At 69.8% G+C, this 19,369-nt stretch carries 18 protein-coding genes; all 18 read right to left on the reverse strand.

What is annotated here, in order from left to right:
* Window positions 1-6: 6 nt before the first annotated feature.
* Window positions 7-1,596 (reverse strand): F0F1 ATP synthase subunit alpha, encoded by a 1,590-nt coding sequence (atpA, locus tag ACFYO9_RS02035; RefSeq protein ID WP_355802785.1) that lies wholly within the window; start codon window positions 1,594-1,596, stop codon window positions 7-9.
* A 111-nt stretch (window positions 1,597-1,707) separates the two neighbouring features.
* Complete coding sequence (locus ACFYO9_RS02040; protein WP_355802787.1) at window positions 1,708-2,532, reverse strand: F0F1 ATP synthase subunit delta; 825 nt, start codon at window positions 2,530-2,532, stop codon at window positions 1,708-1,710.
* Window positions 2,529-3,077 carry a F0F1 ATP synthase subunit B gene (locus ACFYO9_RS02045; protein ID WP_355802788.1) on the reverse strand — a complete coding sequence of 183 codons (549 nt, stop codon included), beginning with the start codon at window positions 3,075-3,077 and terminating at the stop codon, window positions 2,529-2,531. The genes ACFYO9_RS02040 and ACFYO9_RS02045 overlap by 4 nt, the downstream gene beginning before the upstream one ends.
* A 37-nt stretch (window positions 3,078-3,114) precedes the next feature.
* A complete protein-coding gene (gene atpE, locus ACFYO9_RS02050) occupies window positions 3,115-3,357 on the reverse strand; it encodes an ATP synthase F0 subunit C (RefSeq protein WP_355802790.1) in 243 nt (80 codons plus the stop codon).
* A gap of 76 nt (window positions 3,358-3,433) precedes the next feature.
* Window positions 3,434-4,204, reverse strand: a complete 771-nt coding sequence (gene atpB / locus ACFYO9_RS02055; protein ID WP_355804134.1) for a F0F1 ATP synthase subunit A — start codon at window positions 4,202-4,204, stop codon at window positions 3,434-3,436.
* 276 nt (window positions 4,205-4,480) lie between these two features.
* Complete coding sequence (locus ACFYO9_RS02060; protein WP_355802792.1) at window positions 4,481-4,918, reverse strand: hypothetical protein; 438 nt, start codon at window positions 4,916-4,918, stop codon at window positions 4,481-4,483.
* A gap of 290 nt (window positions 4,919-5,208) precedes the next feature.
* Window positions 5,209-6,534 (reverse strand): MraY family glycosyltransferase, encoded by a 1,326-nt coding sequence (locus ACFYO9_RS02065; RefSeq protein WP_355802793.1) that lies wholly within the window; start codon window positions 6,532-6,534, stop codon window positions 5,209-5,211.
* Window positions 6,535-6,683: 149 nt separating this feature from the next.
* The gene (gene glyA / locus ACFYO9_RS02070; protein WP_355802795.1) at window positions 6,684-7,955 is read right to left on the reverse strand and encodes a serine hydroxymethyltransferase; all 1,272 of its coding nucleotides are present in this window, start codon (window positions 7,953-7,955) and stop codon (window positions 6,684-6,686) included.
* 76 nt (window positions 7,956-8,031) lie between these two features.
* Entirely contained in the window at window positions 8,032-8,685 is a 654-nt protein-coding gene (locus ACFYO9_RS02075; RefSeq protein WP_355802796.1) for a protein-tyrosine-phosphatase, read from the reverse strand.
* The gene (locus tag ACFYO9_RS02080; RefSeq protein ID WP_355802798.1) at window positions 8,682-9,329 is read right to left on the reverse strand and encodes an L-threonylcarbamoyladenylate synthase; all 648 of its coding nucleotides are present in this window, start codon (window positions 9,327-9,329) and stop codon (window positions 8,682-8,684) included. The genes ACFYO9_RS02075 and ACFYO9_RS02080 overlap by 4 nt, the downstream gene beginning before the upstream one ends.
* A gap of 49 nt (window positions 9,330-9,378) precedes the next feature.
* Window positions 9,379-10,224, reverse strand: a complete 846-nt coding sequence (gene prmC / locus ACFYO9_RS02085; RefSeq protein ID WP_355802799.1) for a peptide chain release factor N(5)-glutamine methyltransferase — start codon at window positions 10,222-10,224, stop codon at window positions 9,379-9,381.
* Window positions 10,225-10,272: 48 nt separating this feature from the next.
* Window positions 10,273-11,349: a peptide chain release factor 1 gene (prfA, locus tag ACFYO9_RS02090; protein ID WP_355802801.1), complete on the reverse strand. Its 1,077-nt coding sequence runs from the start codon at window positions 11,347-11,349 to the stop codon at window positions 10,273-10,275.
* 116 nt (window positions 11,350-11,465) lie between these two features.
* Window positions 11,466-11,687, reverse strand: a complete 222-nt coding sequence (rpmE, locus tag ACFYO9_RS02095) for a 50S ribosomal protein L31 (RefSeq protein WP_355802802.1) — start codon at window positions 11,685-11,687, stop codon at window positions 11,466-11,468.
* A 186-nt stretch (window positions 11,688-11,873) separates the two neighbouring features.
* Window positions 11,874-13,004 carry an LCP family protein gene (locus ACFYO9_RS02100; RefSeq protein ID WP_355802803.1) on the reverse strand — a complete coding sequence of 377 codons (1,131 nt, stop codon included), beginning with the start codon at window positions 13,002-13,004 and terminating at the stop codon, window positions 11,874-11,876.
* A gap of 330 nt (window positions 13,005-13,334) precedes the next feature.
* Complete coding sequence (gene rho / locus ACFYO9_RS02105) at window positions 13,335-15,422, reverse strand: transcription termination factor Rho (protein WP_358776825.1); 2,088 nt, start codon at window positions 15,420-15,422, stop codon at window positions 13,335-13,337.
* 393 nt (window positions 15,423-15,815) lie between these two features.
* Entirely contained in the window at window positions 15,816-16,733 is a 918-nt protein-coding gene (thrB, locus tag ACFYO9_RS02110; RefSeq protein ID WP_355802805.1) for a homoserine kinase, read from the reverse strand.
* A 273-nt stretch (window positions 16,734-17,006) separates the two neighbouring features.
* Window positions 17,007-18,065 carry a threonine synthase gene (thrC, locus tag ACFYO9_RS02115; protein ID WP_355802807.1) on the reverse strand — a complete coding sequence of 353 codons (1,059 nt, stop codon included), beginning with the start codon at window positions 18,063-18,065 and terminating at the stop codon, window positions 17,007-17,009.
* Window positions 18,066-18,071: 6 nt separating this feature from the next.
* Window positions 18,072-19,364, reverse strand: coding sequence for a homoserine dehydrogenase (locus ACFYO9_RS02120; protein ID WP_358776826.1), 1,293 nt, complete (start codon window positions 19,362-19,364; stop codon window positions 18,072-18,074).
* Window positions 19,365-19,369 lie beyond the last annotated feature (5 nt).

The following is a 19,369-nucleotide window of genomic DNA, read 5'->3' on the forward strand; positions in this document are numbered from 1 at the left end:
CTTACGTCACTTGGCGGCGGCCGGAGCGTCCTCGCCGAGAAGCTTCCCGTCCGAGGTCTCGAACTGCTTCTTGAACTCCGCGATGGCGTCGCCGACGGCCTGCAGGGTGTCGTCCGACATCTTGCCGCCCTCCTTGATGGAGGTCATGAGGCCCTGCTCCTTGCGGTGCAGGTACTCCAGGAGCTCGCGCTCGAAGCGGCGGATGTCCTTGACGGGCACCTCGTCCATGCGGCCCGTCGTACCGGCCCACACGGAGACGACCTGGTCCTCGGTCGCCATCGGCTCGTACTGCGGCTGCTTGAGCAGCTCGACCATGCGCTGGCCGCGCTCGAGCTGGGCCTTGGACGCCGCGTCCAGGTCGGAACCGAAGGCGGCGAACGCCTCCAGCTCACGGAACTGGGCGAGGTCCACGCGCAGCCGTCCGGAGACCTGCTTCATCGCCTTGTGCTGCGCGGAACCACCGACTCGGGAGACGGAGATACCGACGTTCAGCGCGGGGCGCTGACCGGCGTTGAAGAGGTCCGACTCCAGGAAGCACTGGCCGTCGGTGATGGAGATGACGTTGGTCGGGATGAACGCCGACACGTCGTTCGCCTTGGTCTCGACGATCGGCAGACCGGTCATCGAGCCCTTGCCCAGCTCGTCCGAGAGCTTCGCGCAGCGCTCGAGCAGACGCGAGTGCAGGTAGAAGACGTCACCCGGGTAGGCCTCGCGCCCCGGCGGGCGGCGGAGCAGCAGGGACACGGCGCGGTAGGCGTCGGCCTGCTTGGAGAGGTCGTCGAAGATGATGAGGACGTGCTTGCCCTCGTACATCCACTGCTGGCCGATGGCCGAACCGGTGTACGGCGCCAGGTACTTGAAGCCGGCCGGGTCGGACGCCGGGGCGGCGACGATGGTCGTGTACTCCAGCGCGCCGGCCTCTTCGAGGGCACCGCGCACGGAGGCGATGGTGGAGCCCTTCTGACCGATGGCGACGTAGATGCAGCGCACCTGCTTGTTCACGTCGCCCGAGCGCCAGTTGTCGCGCTGGTTGATGATCGTGTCGACGGCCAGGGCGGTCTTGCCGGTCTGACGGTCACCGATGATCAGCTGACGCTGGCCACGGCCGATCGGGGTCATCGCGTCGACGGCCTTGTAGCCGGTCTCCATCGGCTCGTGCACCGACTTGCGCTGCATGACCGTGGGGGCCTGCAGCTCGAGGGCGCGACGTCCGCTGGTCTCGATCTCGCCGAGGCCGTCGATCGGGGTGCCGAGCGGGTCGACGACGCGGCCGAGGTAGCCCTCGCCCACGGCGACGGAGAGCACCTCACCGGTGCGCTGCACCGGCTGGCCCTCCTCGATACCGCTGAACTCGCCGAGGACGACGGCGCCGATCTCGCGCTCTTCGAGGTTCAGCGCGAGGCCGAGGGTGCCGTCCTCGAACTTCAGCAGCTCGTTCGCCATCGCCGAGGGCAGGCCCTCGACCTTGGCAATACCGTCGCCGGCGACGGTGACCGTACCGACCTCCTCGCGCGAGGCCGCGTCCGGCTTGTACGCCTGGACAAAGTTCTCCAGCGCGTCCCGGATCTCCTCCGGCCGGATCGTGAGCTCCGCCATCTGGGTTCCCTGCTCTCCTTGTTGGGCCCGAAGTTTTCTTGGGGGGTCTGGGGTCAGCCCCCAGGAATCCTCTGCACGGCCCAACTAGGGCCGTAGGTCGTGCTTGTTGTCTTAACTGCCGGCCACGCGGCGACCGGCTTCCGCGATGCGGTCCGCGACGCTGCCGTTGATGACCTCGTCACCCACCTGGACCGTGATCCCGCCGAGGACCTCGGGGTCCACGTCGAGGTTGAGGTGCATCGGACGTCCGTACACCTTGGCCAGGACGGCGCCGAGACGCTCCTTCTGCCGGTCCGAGAGCGGAACGGCGGAGGTGACGACGGCGACCATGCGGTTGCGGCGGTCCGCGGCCAGCTTGGAGAGGGACTCGAGTCCCTCTTCCAGGCTACGTCCACGCGGCGCGGTCACAAGGCGCTCGATCAGCCGCTCCGTGACGTCCTCGGCGCGGCCGCCGAGCAGGCTGCGCAGCAGCTCGCTCTTGGCCGAACCGGTCGCGGCGCGGTCGGTCAGCGCGGCCCGCAGGCCGGTGCTCGAGGCGACGATCCGGCCGAACCGGAACAGCTCGTCCTCGACGTTGTCCAGCGCGCCCGTCTTCTGCGCACCGGTCAGGTCGGCGAGGTTGGCGAGCTCCTCGATGGCGTCCACCAGGTCACGCGACTGCGACCAGCGCGAGCGCACCATGCCGGCGACCAGGTCGGCGGCCTCGCCGCCCACCTGCCCGGACAGCAGGCGCGCCGCAAGCTCGGCCTTGGCCTCGCCGGACTGCGCCGGGTCGGTCAGGACCCGACGCAGCGAGACCTCGCGGGCGAACAGGGCCGTGACGGCCGCCAGCTCGTCCGCGAGCCGCTTGGCGTCGACCGAGGTGCTGTCCGTCAGCGCGTCGAGGCGCTCGCGCGCGGCGGCCAGGGCCTCGCGGCTCGCTCCGTGCGCTGTCATCGAGCAGCCTCGGCCTTCTCCTCGAGCTCGTCGAGGAAACGGTCGATCGTGCGGCTCTGCCGGGCGTGGTCCTCGAGGGACTCGCCGACGAGCTTGCCGGCCAGGTCGGTGGCCAGCTGGCCGACGTCCTGACGCAGCGCCTGCGCGGCGGCCTTGCGGTCGGCCTCGATCTGGGCGTGCCCGGCGGCGACGATCTCCTCGCGCTGACGCTGGCCCTCGGCCCGCATCTCGGCGATGAGCGTGGCGCCCTGCTCCTGCGCCTCCTGGCGCAGACGCGCGGCCTCGTGCCGGGCCTCGGCGAGCTGAGCCTTGTACTGCTCAAGAACGCTCTGGGCCTCGGTCTGCGCGGCCTCGGCCTTCTCGATACCGCCTTCGATCGCCTCCCGGCGCTCGTCCAGAACCTTGTTGATGTTCGGGAGGAGCTTCTTCCAGAAGAAGAAGAAGACAATGGCGAAGGCCAGTGTGCCGACGAGCAGCTCGGGGCCGGGCGGGATCAGCGGGTTCTGCTTCTCCTCGGCCGCCAGCTGAACCAGGTTGGCGATCACATCAGTGCCTTTCGTCGAAAGTGTCAGCTAGCAGTAATTACTGGCCGAACACGAACGGCATAACGATGCCGATGAGGGCGAGCGCCTCACAGAAGGCGAAGCCCAGGATCTGGTTGGCGCGGATCAGGCCGGCGGCCTCGGGCTGACGAGCGAGCGCCTGCGTGCCGTTACCGAAGACGATGCCGACGCCGATGCCGGGGCCGATCGCGGCGAGGCCGTAACCGATGGAACCGAGGGAGCCGGTGACTTCGCTGGCGGCAAGGGTCTGGAGAGCGGACATGCCGGTTCTTCCTTCTCTTTCATGGACCGGTGGGGGTTGGCCACCGGGCGATCTGGGGGCTTGAGGGCGGGCTGACTCAGTGGTGCTCGGAGACAGCGCCCTGGATGTAGGTGCAGGCGAGGAGCACGAAGACGTACGCCTGAACGGCCTGCACGAAAAGCTCGAAGATGACCATGGCCATGGTCATCACGAAGGAGACGCCGGCGGCCGGGATCATCCAGCTGTTCAGCAGGTACCAGGAGGCCACGGTGAACATGACCAGCATCAGGTGACCGGCGAACATGTTGGCGAAGAGTCGCACGGAGTGGGTGAACGGCCGCACCAGCAGGTTCGAGAAGAACTCGATGAACGACACGAGCCACTTGATCGGGCCGAGCGAGTTGTCGTAACCGGTGACGTTCTTCCAACCACCGACGAAGCCATGGCGCTTGAAGGTCAGCGGCAGCCAGATCAGGTAGACGATCGCCGCGAGCACCACTGGGTAGGCGAAGATCGACGAGACCGGGAACTGGGCCAGCGGAACCACGGACCAGATGTTCATGATCCAGATGAAGAAGAACATCGAGACCATCAGGGGGACGTACTTCTCGCCCTCCTTCTTGCCGAGGGTCTCGTAGACGATGCCTCGGCGTACGAAGTCGTAGCCGGCCTCGCCGATCATCTGCAGCTTGCCGGGGACGAGCTTCGCCTTGCCGAACGCGGCGTAGAAGAACGTCACGACGATGAGCGTCGCCAACAGGGCCAGCAGCATTACCTTGTTGAACTCGAACCCACCGGCCGTGAAGATCGGCTTGAAGAGGAACGAGTGCAGGCCCGGAGCCGGGAAGCCACAGCCGTTGTCGGACATGATCCGACAGCTCCAGTCAAAGGCGAGCTCAGTTTGGTCAGCACTCACCGCGGGCTCCTTCGGCGTGACGCATAGGTACGGCAACCTCGTTGTCGTGTCGGCGCGGCGCGCAGCCGCGGGTCGGCACCGGACTGGTGTTTCGGAAGTGTGAGCGGCATTCAGGCATCGAGCCTCGCGATCGTGCAGGCGTCAGCTCAGATGCCCGCGCCCGCAGTGCCGCAGTTGGCACCGGACGATAGCAGGATCTCGAACGGGCATTTATCCCGGCCCTACCCCTCACGTCGAAGACCCCGACTTCTCCGGCTTGTCACTGTTGTCGGAATCGGGTTCGACGTAAAGGATCTTGGCCTTCATGTGTGCACGGGCCTGAGCGCCCATCCATGCGACGGTGGCGACCACAAGGCCAACGGCGAACGCCTTCGGGTTGAACAGAGTGGTGTCCTTGAACAACGCCACAAAGACGAGCAGCAAGAGCAGTTGGGCGACATAGAGCATCAAGCCCATCGCCTGAAAAAGCTGCGGAAGCGATTTGGCCGTCCGCTGCAGGACGAACATCCCGAGCCCCATGAACGCGATCACGACCAGCGTGCCGACAACGGCCCCGATGACCCCCTTGCCCCCGGCGACCACACCACTGACCACGGCGACGATCGCGCCGACGGCAGCCGTGGGCACGGCGGACTGGAGGAGAGTTCGGGTGTCTTGAGACGGCATGGCGGCGCTCCGCTTACTGATGGGGGCAGGGTGTCGTCATGGACGAGCGTAGACCCGGGTCGAGAGGGTCCCTCGGGCCAATCGACCGTCGCACTACGGTCTTTCGGCTCTATCCCGGGATCTCGTGAACCGTATCACAAACTATTTGATGAGGTCTTTACCTGTTGGGTGTGCTCACTGTCACACATGAGAGGTAATCCGCGCGTCTGTGCATCTGAAGCGGCAAGTTGTCTGGTATTGGGGCGATTTCGAACGGGGCGTCAACGTGGCGTTCGGACGTCCCACCGGTTCTAGAGGTGGGAACGCTCGCCGACGGCAGTCGCTCCGTTGACGCCCGCGGAGACCGGAGTCTTCTGATCCGGGTCACTCGCGTCGCGTCCTTCCCCCACCGTCTCATCCGTCGCGTCGGCCTCGTGCGCCGCCCCGGCCACGTCCCGTCCCGCCGCCCGGCGACGCCGGTAGCGCGGCGGCACGAAGTTCTCGGCCCAGCGCGGGGTGCGCGGGGTGAAGCGCGGCAGCAGGAGCAGTACGAGACCGAGCCCGCTGAACGCGACGATGAGCAGCAGGATCCACACGCTCGTCGAGTGCACCGAGTACGCGACGGTGCCGAAGGCGATGAGCGCCGACCAGAAGTACATGATCAGCACCGCGCGGCTGTGCGAGTGGCCGATCTGCAGGAGCCGGTGGTGGAGGTGGCCGCGGTCGGCGGCGAACGGCGACTTGCCGTTCCAGGTGCGCCGGACGATCGCGAGGACCAGGTCGGCGAAGGGGATCGCGATGATCGTGAGCGGCATCAGGAGCGGGATGAAGACCGGCAGCATCGCGTGGGTCGCGTCGCGGCCGCCGCCGAAGTTCAGCCTCATCGTGTCCGGGTCGACCTGGCCGGTGACGGAGATGGCGCCGGCCGCGAGGACGAGGCCGATGAGCATCGAGCCGGAGTCGCCCATGAAGATGCGGGCGGGGTGCATGTTGTGCGGCAGGAAGCCCAGGCACATGCCCATGAGGATGGCGGCGAAGAGCGTGGCGGGCGCCGCGGCCTCGATGCCGTAGCCGTACCAGATGCGGTAGGCGTACATGAAGGACGCCGCCGAGGCGATGCAGACCATGCCCGCAGCGAGGCCGTCGAGACCGTCGACGAAGTTGACGGCGTTGATGGTGATGACGACGAGCGCCACCGTCAGGAGCGTGCCCTGGCCCGAGGTCAGTGAGACCGTGCCGACGCCGGGGACCGGGATCCACAGGATCGTGAGGCCCTGCATGACCATGACGCCCGCGGCGATCATCTGGCCGCCGAGCTTGATCAGGGCGTCGATCTCGAACTTGTCGTCGAGGACACCGATCAGCCAGATCAGCGCGGCTCCGGAGAGCAGCGCGCGCGGCTCGTTGGAGTTCTCGAAGACGGTGTTCAGGTTCGGCAGGTGGTCCGCGACCAGCAGGCCCGCGCAGAGCCCGAAGAACATCGCGATGCCCCCGAGCCGGGGCGTGGGCTCCCGGTGCACGTCACGGGCGCGGATCTCCGGCATGGCGCCGGCCACGATCGCGAACTTCCGCACCGGGCCGGTCAGCAGGTAGGTCACCGCGGCCGTGATGCAGAGCGTCAGGAGGTATTCACGCACGGGCTTCCCCACAGGTCTCGCTGGCCATCTCAGCCCCACACCCTAGCTTTGCGCGCATACGGTTGGGGACTTCCGGGTAGCGACGATGGTTGCACGGGTACCTGTCGGTCCCTGACACGGCCACCCCGACCCGGGCCCTTTCGTCTGGATCAGGCCGGGATCGCCGGGCCCGGGTACGGCGGAAATCTTCCCACCAGTTCGCGCACCTCTTCTCGTACGTTCGCGTGCTCGCGCACCGCCGCGATCAGCAGGGCCGCCACCCGGGTCAGCTCCGTGGCCGTCATGCCCTGGGTCGTGACCGCCGCCGTGCCAAGGCGCAGGCCCCGCTCCCTCGGTTCGCCGTGCGGCAGGGCGCAGGTGTCCAGGACGATGCCGGCCGCCGCGAGCCGGCCGCGGGCCGTGTGCGCGTCCACGCCGAGGGGCGTGGGGTCGGCCAGGATGAGGTGCGTGTCCGTGCCGCCGGTGGTGATCGCGAAGCCGCCCGCGGCCAGTTCGCCGGCCAGGATCCGCGCGTTCGCGACCACCTGATGGGCGTACGCCGTGAAGGCCGGTGTCGCCGCCTCGCCGAACGCCACGGCCTTCGCCGCGATCGTGTGCATCTGCGCGCCGCCCTGGGTGAACGGGAAGACCGCGCGGTCGATCCGCTCCGCGAGGTCCGCGCCGCACAGCAGCAGGCCGCCGCGCGGGCCGCGCAGCACCTTGTGCGTGGTGGCGCAGACGACGTCGGCGTGCGGCACGGGGCTGGGCGCCGCTCCCCCGGCGACGAGGCCCATGGGGTGCGCGGCGTCGGCGATGAGGTACGCGCCCACGTCGTCGGCGATCTCCCGGAAGGCCGCGTAGTCGATGTGCCGCGGGTAGGAGATCGAGCCGCACACCAGGGCCTTGGGGCGGTGGGCGCGGGCCAGGGCGTGCACCTCGTCGTAGTCGATGAGGCCGCTCTCGGGGTCCACGCCGTAGCCGACGAAGTCGAACCACCGGCCGGAGAAGTTCGCGGGCGAGCCGTGCGTGAGGTGGCCGCCGTAGGGCAGGCCCATCGCCAGGACGGTGTCGCCGGGCCGCAGCAGCGCGGCGTACGCGGCGAGCACCGCGGACGACCCGGAGTGCGCCTGCACGTTGGCGTGCTCGGCGCCGAACAGCGCCTTGGCGCGGTCCACGGCGATCCGCTCGGCGGCGTCGACCAGCTCGCAGCCGCCGTGGTGCCGGGCGCCCGGGTAGCCCTCGGCGTACTTGTTGGCGAGCGGGGAGCCGAGCGTGGTGAGGACCGCGGTCGAGGTGAAGTTCTCGGCGGCGATCAGCTGCAGCGCGTCGGACTGGCGGGCGAGCTCGCCGACGATGATCTCGGCGAGCTCGGGGTCCTGCCGGCGCAGCGCGTCGAGGTCCGTGTACGCCGCGGGGGCGGTGGGTGCGGTGCTGACCGTCATCGTGGGCTCCGGGCCTCGCAGGGGTGACCTCAGATCCAATGTAGGCCTGCGCGGGCGGGTGCGCGCGGGCCCGCGGCTACCTGTGTGCGCCCACCCCGGTCAGCGCCGTCACCACCGGGTCGAGGGCCTGGTTGATCTCGTCGCCCACCGACCGGAAGAACGGCAGGGGGGCCCCGTACGGGTCGTACACCTCGTCGGCCTCCACGCTCGGCGCGAGCAGCCAGCCGCGCAGCGCCGCGGCGGCCCGCACCAGGGCGCGGGCGCGCTCCACCACGCCGTTGCCGTCCGGCTCCGGCAGGGTCGTCGGGTCTATGGCCCGTACGAGGCGGGTGAACTCCTTGAGCGTGAACGTGCGCAGGCCGGCCGAGTGCCCCATGGAGATGACCTGCGCGCGGTGGTCGCGGGTCGCGGTGAGGACCAGGTCGGCGCGGATGACGTGGTCGTCGAGGAGCTCGCGGCCCATGAAGCCGGTGGGGTCCGCGCCGAAGTCGGCGAGGACCTGCTCGGCGTTGGTCTCCATCGGGGCGCCCTCGTGGCCCCAGGTGCCCGCGCTCTCCACGATCAGACCGCCGGTGAGGGGGTCGCCGAGGCGGTCGGCCAGGGCGTGCCGGGTCAGCCGCTCGGTGATCGGTGAGCGGCAGACGTTGCCGGTGCTGACGTGGAGGATGCGGAAGGAGCCCGCGGATCCCGGGAAGCCCGCTATGCCACGCCCCGTCTCAGGGGCTGTCAATTCGCCACCTCGAGGTCGGGTACCACCTTGCGCAGCTCGTCCGCGTCGAGCGCGCCCGCGCGGAGCAGCACCGGCACCTTGCCCGTGACGTCGACGATCGACGACGGGACGATGCCGGGGGTGCGGCCGCCGTCCAGGTAGACGGAGACGGAGTCGCCGAGCATCTCCTGCGCGGCGTCGCAGTCCTCGGGGGCGGGGTGTCCCGTGAGGTTGGCCGAGGAGACGGCCATCGGGCCGACCTCGGTGAGCAGCTCGATGGCGACGGGGTGCAGCGGCATCCGGATGGCGACCGTGCCGCGGGTGTCGCCGAGGTCCCACTGCAGGGACGGCTGCTGCTTGGCGACGAGGGTCAGGGCGCCGGGCCAGAAGGCGTCGACGAGCTCCCAGGCCATCTCGGAGAAGTCGGTGACCAGGCCGTGCAGCGTGTTCGGCGAGCCGATCAGGACGGGGGTGGGCATGTTGCGGCCGCGGCCCTTGGCGTCCAGCAGGTCGGCGCAGGCCTCCGGGGTGAAGGCGTCGGCGCCGATGCCGTAGACGGTGTCGGTGGGCAGCACGACCAGCTCGCCACGGCGGACGGCGGACGCGGCCTCGCGCAGACCGGTCGTACGGTCGGTCGCGTCGTTGGTGTCGTATCGCCGTGCCATTAGTCCGGACTCCTCACTGAAACGTACTGCTGACGTGACGTGTTGGTGCTCACGGCATCGCCTTGCGGGCGGTCGCGAAGCGCGGGCGGTTGTTCAGGTCGGGGTGGTCGGCCGCGTCGGCCCAGCCCCGCTCCTCCGTGAAGATCCACGGGACCTGGCCGCCCTGGGTGTCGGCGTGCTCGATGACGACGACCCCGCCGGGGCGCAGCAGCCGGTGGGCGGTGCGCTCGATGCCGCGGATCAGCTCCAGGCCGTCCTCGCCGGAGAAGAGCGCCAGCTGGGGGTCGTAGTCGCGGGCCTCGGGGGCGACGTACTCCCACTCGGTGAGCGGGATGTACGGCGGGTTGGAGATGACGAGGTCGACCTGGCCTTCGAGCTCCGGGAAGGCCTCCCTGGCGTCTCCCTGGCGGAGCTTGACCCTGGACCCCTCGACGTTCTTCCGCGTCCACGTGAGGGCGTCCTCGGAGAGCTCCACGGCGTGCACCCGCGAGCGCGGCACCTCCTGCGCCATGGCGAGGGCGATGGCGCCGGAGCCGGTGCACAGGTCGACGATGAGCGGTTCGACGACGTCCATCGCGCGGACGGCGTCTATGGCCCATCCGACGACGGACTCGGTCTCCGGGCGCGGCACGAAGACGCCGGGTCCGACCTGCAGCTCCAGATAGCGGAAGAAGGCCCGCCCGGTGATGTGCTGCAGCGGCTCACGGGCCTCGCGGCGCGCGATCGTCTCCCAGTAGCGGGCGTCGAAGTCGGAATCCTTGACGGAGTGCAGCTCGCCCCGCTTCACGCCGTGCACGAAGGCGGCGAGCTCCTCCGCGTCGTTGCGCGGCGAGGGCACGCCGGCGTCGGCCAGCCGCTGGGTGGCCTGGGCCACTTCCGCGAGCAGCAGGTTCACGCTGGTCCTCCGGGGGCGGTCGTGAAGGGGGCGTACGGCGGGGGTGCCTTACGCGGCGGCGAGCTTGGCGGCGGAGTCGGCGTCGACGCAGGCCTGGATCACCGGGTCGAGTTCACCGTCGAGCACCTGGTCCAAGTTGTACGCCTTGAAGCCGACGCGGTGGTCCGAGATCCGGTTTTCCGGGAAGTTGTACGTACGGATCTTCTCGGAGCGGTCGACCGTGCGGACCTGGCTGCGGCGGGCGTCGGCGGCCTTGCTCTCGGCCTCCTCCTGCGCGGCGGCGAGCAGCCTGGAACGCAGGATGCGCATGGCCTGCTCCTTGTTCTGCAGCTGGCTCTTCTCGTTCTGGCAGGAGGCGACGACGCCGGTCGGCACGTGGGTGATGCGCACGGCGGAGTCGGTGGTGTTGACGGACTGGCCGCCGGGTCCCGAGGAGCGGTAGACGTCGATGCGCAGGTCGTTGGCGTGGATCTCGACGTCGATCTCCTCGGCCTCCGGCGTCACCAGGACACCGGCGGCAGAGGTGTGGATGCGCCCCTGCGACTCGGTGGAGGGCACGCGCTGCACGCGGTGCACGCCGCCCTCGTACTTCAGCCGCGCCCAGACGCCCTGGCCGGGTTCGGTCGCGCCGTTGCCGCCCTTGGTCTTCACGGCGACCTGGACGTCCTTGTAGCCGCCGAGCTCGGACTCGGTGGAGTCGATGATCTCGGTCTTCCAGCCGATGCGCTCCGCGTACCGCAGGTACATGCGCAGCAGGTCGCCGGCGAAGAGGGCCGACTCGTCGCCGCCCGCGCCCGCCTTGATCTCCAGGATGACGTCCTTGTCGTCGGACGGGTCCCGGGGCACGAGCAGCAGCCGCAGCTTCTCGGTGATCTCCTCGCGCTGCCGCTCCAGGTCCTTGACCTCGGCGGCGAAGTCGGGGTCGTCGGCGGCGAACTCGCGCGCCGTCTCGATGTCGTCCCCGGTCTGCTTCCAGGAGCGGTACGTCGCGACGATCGGGGTCAGCTCGGCGTAGCGCTTGTTGAGCTTGCGCGCGTTGGCCTGGTCGGCGTGGACCGACGGGTCGGCGAGCTTCTTCTCGAGATCGGCGTGTTCGCCGATCAGTTCCTCGACCGCCTCGAACATTCGGGGGCTCCTGGTTTTCTACGCGGTGGTTCTACGCGAATCGGCTGCGGGACGGCAAAAGCGCCGGTCCCGGCCGCCCCCTCCCGAGGGCGGCCGACGACCGGCGCAGTGGCTCGCTACTTCTTGGCAGCCGCAGCCTTGCCGAAGCGGGCCTCGAAGCGGGCCACGCGGCCACCGGTGTCGAGGATCTTCTGCTTGCCCGTGTAGAACGGGTGGCACTCGGAGCAGACCTCGGCACGGACGGTGCCGCTCGGGATCGTGCTGCGGGTGGTGAACTCCGCGCCGCAGGTGCAGCTGACCTGGGTCTCGAAGTACTCGGGGTGGATGTCGCGCTTCAAGGTGTCTCCTAGTTTCGGGAGGGCGCCGGGTCGTACGCGCGGATTGCTCGTACGTGAACCGGGGCCGACGTACCAGTCTGCCAGGACCGGCCGTATCTCCCAAAACCGGGGTAGGTGCCGATCTATTCCCCGGGGGCCCGCACGGGGCGCGCACCGGGCCCCGCGCCGCCGCTCGGCAGCCGCCGCTCAGCCGCCGGCGACCACGTCGCCCGCGTCGCCCTTGTCGCCCGCGGACTGGTCGGTGGCGGACTTGGGGATGGGCTTGTCGGCCCTGAGGGCGTCCCAGACCTCCTGGTCGGCCTTCTCCAGGGGCAGCACGCGGTTGGGGTCGTTCGGGTCGTACTGGATGGGCAGCGTGACCATCTTCATGTCCCCCGCGCCGATGCCCTTGAGCCCGTTCGCGAAGCCCGCGAGGGACTTGACGTCGTTGAGGTCGGAGTCGGTGGTGATGGCGCTGGTCGCGTCGTCCGCGAGGTCGTACATCTTCTTCGGGCTGCTGAAGACGCCGACGTCCTTGACCTGGTCGAGGAGGGCCTTGATGAACGCCTGCTGGAGCTGGATGCGGCCGAGGTCGCTGCCGTCGCCGACGCCGTGCCGGGTGCGGACCAGGCCGAGGGCCTGCTCGCCGGTGAGCGAGTGCTTGCCGGCTTCCAGGTCGAGGTGGCTGTCCTTGTCGTGGATGGCCTTCTTCGTGGTGATGTCGACGCCACCCAGGGTGTCGATGAGCTTCTTGAAGCCCGTGAAGTCGACCTCGAGGTAGTGGTCCATCCTGATGCCGGACATCTTCTCGACGGTCTTGACGGCGCAGGCGGGGCCGCCGACCTCGTACGCCGTGTTGAACATCTGCCGCTGACCGCCCGGGTCGGTCCTGTCCTCGTCGGTCTTGCACGAGGGCCGGGATATGAGGGTGTCGCGGGGTATGGAGACGATGCTGGCCTTCTTGTGGCCCTTGTAGACGTGCACGATCATCGCCGTGTCCGAGCGCGCCGCGCCCTCGTCCTTGCCGTACTTGGCGTTGTCGCCGGAGCGCGAGTCGGAGCCGAGGACGAGGATGTCCTGCGAGCCGTTGTCGACGTCCGCGGGGCGGTCGGTGCCGAGCGCGGAGTTGATGTCGACGCCGTTGATGTTGCCGTTGAGCTTGAAGTACAGGAACCCCGCGCCCACTCCCCCGAGGACGACCACCGAGGCCGCGGTCCAGGCCGTGACGACGAGGACCTTGTTGCGCCGGCGGGGCTTGCGGCGCCGGCCGCCACCGCCGCCGCGGGAGCGCCTGGGCTTCGCGTCGTCCGTACCCGCGGGCGTGCTCTCGTCGGTCATGCGCTCCTCAGTCCTCGTCGGTCGGTTACCCCCTGCTTTCAGGGCCAGGTAGCGGTGTCTCGTCACTTGTCAGACGGCGAAACCGCTTGAAGGGTTGCACAGCGGACTGTGCGCGCCCCGGGCACCACCAGTGACGGACCGTGTTCCCCTGCCCCTCGATTTCAGGCCTCACCTGCGGCTTTTTCCGCCACCGGGCTACTGCCCGTGACCGTGAGAATCTCTTATGCGTGTGGCCAACGTCTCTCGGTCTCTCCTTTGGACCCGCGTGCACCAAAAGGGCCGCCCCGTCACGGCTGTGACGGGGCGGCCCGGTGCGAGCTATGCGGACGACTAGTCGTTGCCGTTGCCCGGCGTCGGGGTCGTCTTCTGGATCTGCAGCAGGAACTCGCCGTTCGACTTCGTCTGCTTCATCTTGTCGAGCAGCAGCTCGATCGCCTGCTGCTGGTCGAGCGCGTGCAGCACGCGGCGCAGCTTCCAGGTGACGGCGAGCTCGTCGCTGCCGAGCAGGATCTCTTCCTTGCGGGTGCCGGACGCGTCCACGTCCACCGCCGGGAAGATGCGCTTGTCGGCGAGCTTGCGGTCGAGCTTGAGCTCGGCGTTGCCGGTGCCCTTGAACTCCTCGAAGATGACCTCGTCCATGCGCGAACCGGTGTCCACCAGCGCGGTCGCGAGGATGGTCAGCGAACCGCCGTCCTCGATGTTGCGCGCGGCACCGAAGAAGCGCTTCGGCGGGTACAGCGCCGTGGAGTCGACACCACCGGACAGGATGCGGCCGGAGGCCGGGGCGGCGAGGTTGTACGCACGGCCGAGGCGCGTGATCGAGTCGAGCAGCACGACGACGTCGTGGCCCAGCTCCACCAGCCGCTTGGCACGCTCGATGGCGAGCTCGGCGACCGTGGTGTGGTCCTCGGCGGGACGGTCGAAGGTCGAGGAGATGACCTCGCCCTTCACCGACCGCTGCATGTCGGTGACCTCTTCCGGACGCTCGTCGACCAGGACGACCATCAGGTGGCACTCGGGGTTGTTCACCGTGATCGCGTTGGCGATCGCCTGCATGATCATGGTCTTGCCGGTCTTCGGCGGGGCCACGATCAGACCGCGCTGACCCTTGCCGATGGGTGCGACGAGGTCGATGATGCGGGTGGTGAGCACGCCCGGGTCGGTCTCCAGGCGGAGCCGGTCCTGCGGGTAAAGGGGCGTCAGCTTGCTGAACTCCGGCCGCCCGCGCCCGGATTCGGGCGCCATGCCGTTCTGCGAGTCCAGGCGGACCAGCGCGTTGAACTTCTCGCGGCGCTCGCCGTCCTTGGGCTGGCGCACCGCACCGGTGACGTGGTCACCCTTGCGCAGGCCGTTCTTGCGGACCTGGGCGAGGGAGACGTACACGTCGTTGGGGCCGGGGAGGTAGCCCGACGTACGGATGAACGCGTAGTTGTCGAGGATGTCCAGGATGCCCGCGACGGGGATCAGGACGTCGTCCTCGGAGACCTGCGGCTCGTTGCCGAAGCCCTGCTCGTCGCGGCCACGACGGCCCCGGCGGTCGCGGTAGCGGCCCCGACGGCCGCGGCGGCCGCCCTCGAAGTCGTCGTCATCCTGCGGGCCGTTGTCGCGCTGGCGGTCCTGGCGGTCCTGACGGCCGCCGCCACCCTGCTGCTGACGGTCCTGACGGTCCTGCCGGTCCTGGCGCCCGCCGCCCTGCTGGTCCTGGCGTCCGCCGCCCTGCTGGTCGTCGCCCTTGTTGCCGCGGCGGTCACGGTCGCGGCCGCGGCCCTGCCGGTCGCGGCGCTCGCGGCGGCCGTCGGCGTTGTTGTCGCCGGAGCCGTCGCCGCCCTTGTCGCCCTTGGACTCGGCCGCGTCGCCCTTGGCGTCGGCCTTCGGCTCGGACTTCGCCTCAGCGGCCGTCTCCGGGCTGCCCGCGTCGGCGGTGGCGCGGCGCCTGCGGCGCTCGCCGGCCGGCTGGTCGCCTTCCCCGCGCTCGTCGCTCCCGCGCGCGCCCGCGGGCTGGCCGGGGATGTCGATCTGCTGCTGGGCGGCCTTGTCGGCCTTGCCCTCGGCCTTGTCCTCGGCGCTCGCCTTGCCGGCGGGCTCCGCGGACTCCTCGCCCGTACGAGCCTTGGAGGTGGCACGGCGCTTGGGCTTGCTCTCGGCGGTGTCACCGGAGGCCGGGGCGCTCTTCGCCGGGGCTCCGCCCCCTGCCTGCGCCTCCTTGATGACCTCGATCAGCTGGCTCTTGCGCATGCGCCCGGTGCCCTTGATCCCAAGGCCCGATGCGACCTGCTGCAGTTCCGCCAGCACCATGCCCTCGAGGCCGGTGCCGCGGCGCCGCCGGGACCCGGCCGAAGCACCGGTGGCAGGCGCCGCGGAGGCGTCCGTGGCGGGCGTGTCGGCAGTCACGCCCATCAGATCGGTGGTGTCGCTCACGAAGGGTCCTTCCCTGGAGCGGACGTCGGCCTGTCTGGCTCGGCGACCGGTTGTGCTGTCCGGCGGCGGTCCTGGCTTTTCCGTGGACCGTGCCGGGGCGGTGGTCCGCCAACGCGGCGGAAGAATTCATTGGTGATGGCGATTCCCGGTGCGGTGCCACTGAAGTGCGGTGTCACGCGGCTCGGTCACGCCGGTTCCGGAGCGTGCTCAGGACCGCTCAGTGCAGGGCACGAAGCAGTTTGGAGGCTCCCGGAAGAATGGTTGTCCCGGACGGGGACACAAAGCACCTCGCCATGGTGAGGTCGGGTGCAGACTTGAGATTAACACTACCGGATCCAACAAACATTCCCCCTCTCGGGATCGGGACACCCCGAAATCCCTGTCTTCACTGCGTCAGGGCGCGAGCGGAAGCACGCTCGTTCCCTTGGCGTCGAGCGCCAGGCGATTGGCCGCCCAGCCCTCTCCCGCCAGGCGTGCGACCTTGTCGGCCGCACTGTCTTCGGCCAGCGCGAGGACCGTGGGGCCCGCGCCGGAGATCACCGCGGGCACGCCGTCGGCGCGCAGCCGGTCCACCAGGGCGACGCTCTCCGGCATGGCCGGGGCGCGGTACTCCTGGTGCAGCCGGTCCTCGGTGGCAGGGAGCAGCAGCTCGGGGCGGCGGGTCAGGGCCTCCACGAGCAGGGCCGCACGGCCCGCGTTGGCGGCGGCGTCGACGTGCGGCACGGTGCGCGGGAGCAGCCCGCGGGCCGTCTCGGTGAGCACCGGCTTTCCCGGTACGAAGACCACCGGAACGACGGAGGCGGCCGGGTCCATCCGGATCGCCCTGGCCGTTCCGCCGTCCATCCAGGAGAGCGTGAAGCCGCCGAGCAGACAGGCGGCGACGTTGTCGGGATGGCCCTCGATCTCGGTGGCGAGTTCGAGCAGCGCCGCGTCGTCGAGACGGGCCTCGCCGCCTATCGTCACGGCGCGCGCGGCGACGATGCCGGCGCAGATGGCGGCGGACGACGAGCCGAGACCGCGGCCGTGCGGGATGCGGTTGGCGCAGACGATCTCCAGGCCGCGCGGCTGTCCGCCGAGCAGGTCGAAGGCGGTGCGCAGGGATCGTACGAGCAGATGCGACTCGTCGCGCGGGAGGTTGTCGCTGCCCTCCCCGGCGATGTCGATGTTCAGGCCGGAGTCGGCCACCCGGACGACGACGTCGTCGTAGAGACCCAGCGACAGACCCAGGCTGTCGAAGCCCGGACCGAGGTTGGCGCTGGTGGCGGGGGTGCGCACCCGGACGGCGGCGGCGCGGAACGCGGGACCGGCCATCGCTCGATGACTCTCCTTGAGCTGCGTGTTTTTGAGGCTCCGTATTTTTCAGTACGTGCCACATGTACGGAACACCCGAAGGCCGCGGACGACGGCGGCACCCGGCATATGCGCGGGGTGGGTTCGGTACAGCCTATCGAAGGAAGGTTCTGTGGCGACATAGGGCGCACAGGAGGCGCACGATGCGTGTCGTAAGCCCCCTGTGCCACCCCCTGTACGGAGTTGCGGGTTCTGCCCGCGGGTGCGGGCCGTGGCCCGCGACGCCCTCGGGCGTTACGCCAGGCCGAGGCGCTCGGCGGCGGCGGCCGAGTCGACCGGGACGGTGACCGGCTGCGGGGCGCCCGCGACGGCCCAGTCGGGGTCCTTCAGGCCGTTGCCGGTGACCGTGCAGACGATCTTCTGGCCCTTGTCGACCTTGCCCTGCTCGGCGGCCTTCAGCAGACCGGCGACGGACGCGGCCGACGCGGGCTCGACGAAGACACCCTCCTGGGACGCCAACAGCTTGTAGGCGCGCAGGATCTCACGGTCCGTCACCTCGTCGATGAGGCCGCCGGACTCGTCGCGCGCGGCGAGCGCGTGCTGCCAGGACGCGGGGTTGCCGATGCGAATCGCGGTGGCGATCGTGGACGGGTCCTTGACGACCTCACCGCGCACGATGGGCGCGGAGCCGGAGGCCTGGAAGCCCCACATCCGGGGGGTACGGGTCGACACCGCGTCGGCCGCGTACTCCTTGTAGCCCTTCCAGTAGGCGGTGATGTTGCCGGCGTTGCCGACCGGGAGGACGTGCAGGTCCGGTGCGTCGCCGAGGGCGTCGACGATCTCGAACGAGGCGGTCTTCTGGCCCTCGATGCGGAACGGGTTGACCGAATTGACCAGCGCCACCGGGTAGTTCTCGGACAGGGCCCTCGCGAGGTTGAGGCAGTCGTCGAAGTTGCCGTCGACCTGGAGGATCTTCGAGCCGTAGACGAGCGCCTGGCCCATCTTGCCGAGCGCGATCTTGCCCTGCGGCACGAGGACCGCACAGACCATTCCCGCCCGTACGGCGTAGGCGGCGGCGGAGGCCGACGTGTTGCCGGTGGAGGCGCAGATGACGGCCTTCGCGCCCTCCTCCTTGGCCTTGGTGATCGCCATGGTCATGCCGCGGTCCTTGAAGGACCCCGTGGGGTTGGCTCCCTCGACCTTGAGGTGGACCTCGCAGCCGGTGCGCTCGGAGAGCACCTGTGCGGGCACGAGCGGCGTACCGCCCTCGCGGAGCGTCACGACCGGCGTGGTGTCGGAGACCGGAAGACGGTCCCGGTACTCCTCGATGATTCCGCGCCACTGGTGGGTCATTGCTGCTTACTCCCCTTCAACCCGCATGATGCTGGCGACACCGCGCACGGTGTCCATAGTGCGCAACGCGTCGACGGTGCCGGTGAGGGCGGCGTCGGGCGCGCGGTGGGTGACGACGACGAGGGAGGCCTCGCCGTCCTTGCCCGTCTGGCGGACCGTGTCGATCGACACGCCGTGCTCGGCGAAGACCGTCGCCACCTGGGCGAGCACGCCCGGCTTGTCGGCCACGTCGAGGCTGATGTGGTACCGCGTGACGACCTCGCCCATGGAGCTCACGGGCAGCCGGGTGTACGCGGAGTCGCCGGGCCCGGTGGCCTCGGCGAGCTTGTTGCGGCAGACGGCGACGAGGTCGCCGAGGACGGCGGACGCGGTGGGCGCGCCACCGGCGCCGGGCCCGTAGAACATCAGCTGTCCGGCGGCCTCGGCCTCGACGAAGACGGCGTTGTAGGCCTCGCGCACGGACGCCAGCGGATGGCTGAGCGGGATCATCGCGGGGTGCACGCGCGCGGTGACGGAGTCGCCGTCGGCGGCGCGCTCGCAGATGGCGAGGAGCTTGATGGTGCAGCCCATGCGCTTCGCGGACGCGAAGTCGGCGGCGGTGACCTCGGTCATCCCCTCGCGGTACACGTCGTCGAGGCGCACGCGCGTGTGGAAGGCGATGCCGGCGAGGATGGCGGCCTTGGCGGCCGCGTCGAAGCCCTCGACGTCGGCGGTCGGGTCGGCCTCCGCGTACCCGAGCGCGGTGGCCTCGTCCAGGGCCTCCTGATAGCCGGCACCGGTGGTGTCCATGGCATCGAGGATGAAGTTCGTGGTGCCGTTGACGATGCCGAGGACGCGGTTGACCTTGTCGCCGGCGAGGGACTCGCGCAGCGGCCGGATCAGCGGGATGGCGCCGGCGACGGCGGCCTCGTAGTAGAGGTCGCGGCCGTGCTCGGCGGCCGCCTCGTGCAGCGCGGCGCCGTCCTGCGCGATGAGCGCCTTGTTCGCGGAGACGACGGACGCGCCGTGCTCGAAGGCCGTGGTGATGAGGGTCCTGGCCGGCTCGATGCCGCCGATCACCTCGACGATGACGTCGATGTCCCCGCGTTTGACCAGTGCGGTCGCGTCGGTGGTGATGAGGGAGGGGTCGATTCCCTCGCGCACCTTGGAGGGGCGGCGGACGGCGACCCCGGCGAGCTCCACCGGGGCGCCGATCCTGGCCGTGAGGTCGTCGGCGTGCGTCGTCATGATGCGCGCCACCTCTGAGCCGACAACCCCACAGCCCAGCAGCGCCACCTTCAGCGGACGCGTACGCATCATCCGAC

The sequence above is a fragment of the Streptomyces sp. NPDC005863 genome (assembly GCF_042871345.1).
Taxonomy (GTDB): Bacteria; Actinomycetota; Actinomycetes; order Streptomycetales; family Streptomycetaceae; genus Streptomyces.

What these genes read in the sequence shown, in the direction of transcription:
- atpA (WP_355802785.1), bottom strand. Translation starts at nt 1,596, where the DNA reads ATGGCGGAGCTCACGATCCGGCCGGAGGAGATCCGGGACGCGCTGGAG.
- ACFYO9_RS02040 (WP_355802787.1), bottom strand. Translation starts at nt 2,532, where the DNA reads ATGACAGCGCACGGAGCGAGCCGCGAGGCCCTGGCCGCCGCGCGCGAG.
- atpE (WP_355802790.1), bottom strand. Translation starts at nt 3,357, where the DNA reads ATGTCCGCTCTCCAGACCCTTGCCGCCAGCGAAGTCACCGGCTCCCTC.
- atpB (WP_355804134.1), bottom strand. Translation starts at nt 4,204, where the DNA reads ATGTCCGACAACGGCTGTGGCTTCCCGGCTCCGGGCCTGCACTCGTTC.
- ACFYO9_RS02060 (WP_355802792.1), bottom strand. Translation starts at nt 4,918, where the DNA reads ATGCCGTCTCAAGACACCCGAACTCTCCTCCAGTCCGCCGTGCCCACG.
- glyA (WP_355802795.1), bottom strand. Translation starts at nt 7,955, where the DNA reads ATGACGGTCAGCACCGCACCCACCGCCCCCGCGGCGTACACGGACCTC.
- ACFYO9_RS02080 (WP_355802798.1), bottom strand. Translation starts at nt 9,329, where the DNA reads ATGGCACGGCGATACGACACCAACGACGCGACCGACCGTACGACCGGT.
- prfA (WP_355802801.1), bottom strand. Translation starts at nt 11,349, where the DNA reads ATGTTCGAGGCGGTCGAGGAACTGATCGGCGAACACGCCGATCTCGAG.
- ACFYO9_RS02100 (WP_355802803.1), bottom strand. Translation starts at nt 13,004, where the DNA reads ATGACCGACGAGAGCACGCCCGCGGGTACGGACGACGCGAAGCCCAGG.
- thrB (WP_355802805.1), bottom strand. Translation starts at nt 16,733, where the DNA reads ATGGCCGGTCCCGCGTTCCGCGCCGCCGCCGTCCGGGTGCGCACCCCC.
- thrC (WP_355802807.1), bottom strand. Translation starts at nt 18,065, where the DNA reads ATGACCCACCAGTGGCGCGGAATCATCGAGGAGTACCGGGACCGTCTT.
- ACFYO9_RS02120 (WP_358776826.1), bottom strand. Translation starts at nt 19,364, where the DNA reads ATGATGCGTACGCGTCCGCTGAAGGTGGCGCTGCTGGGCTGTGGGGTT.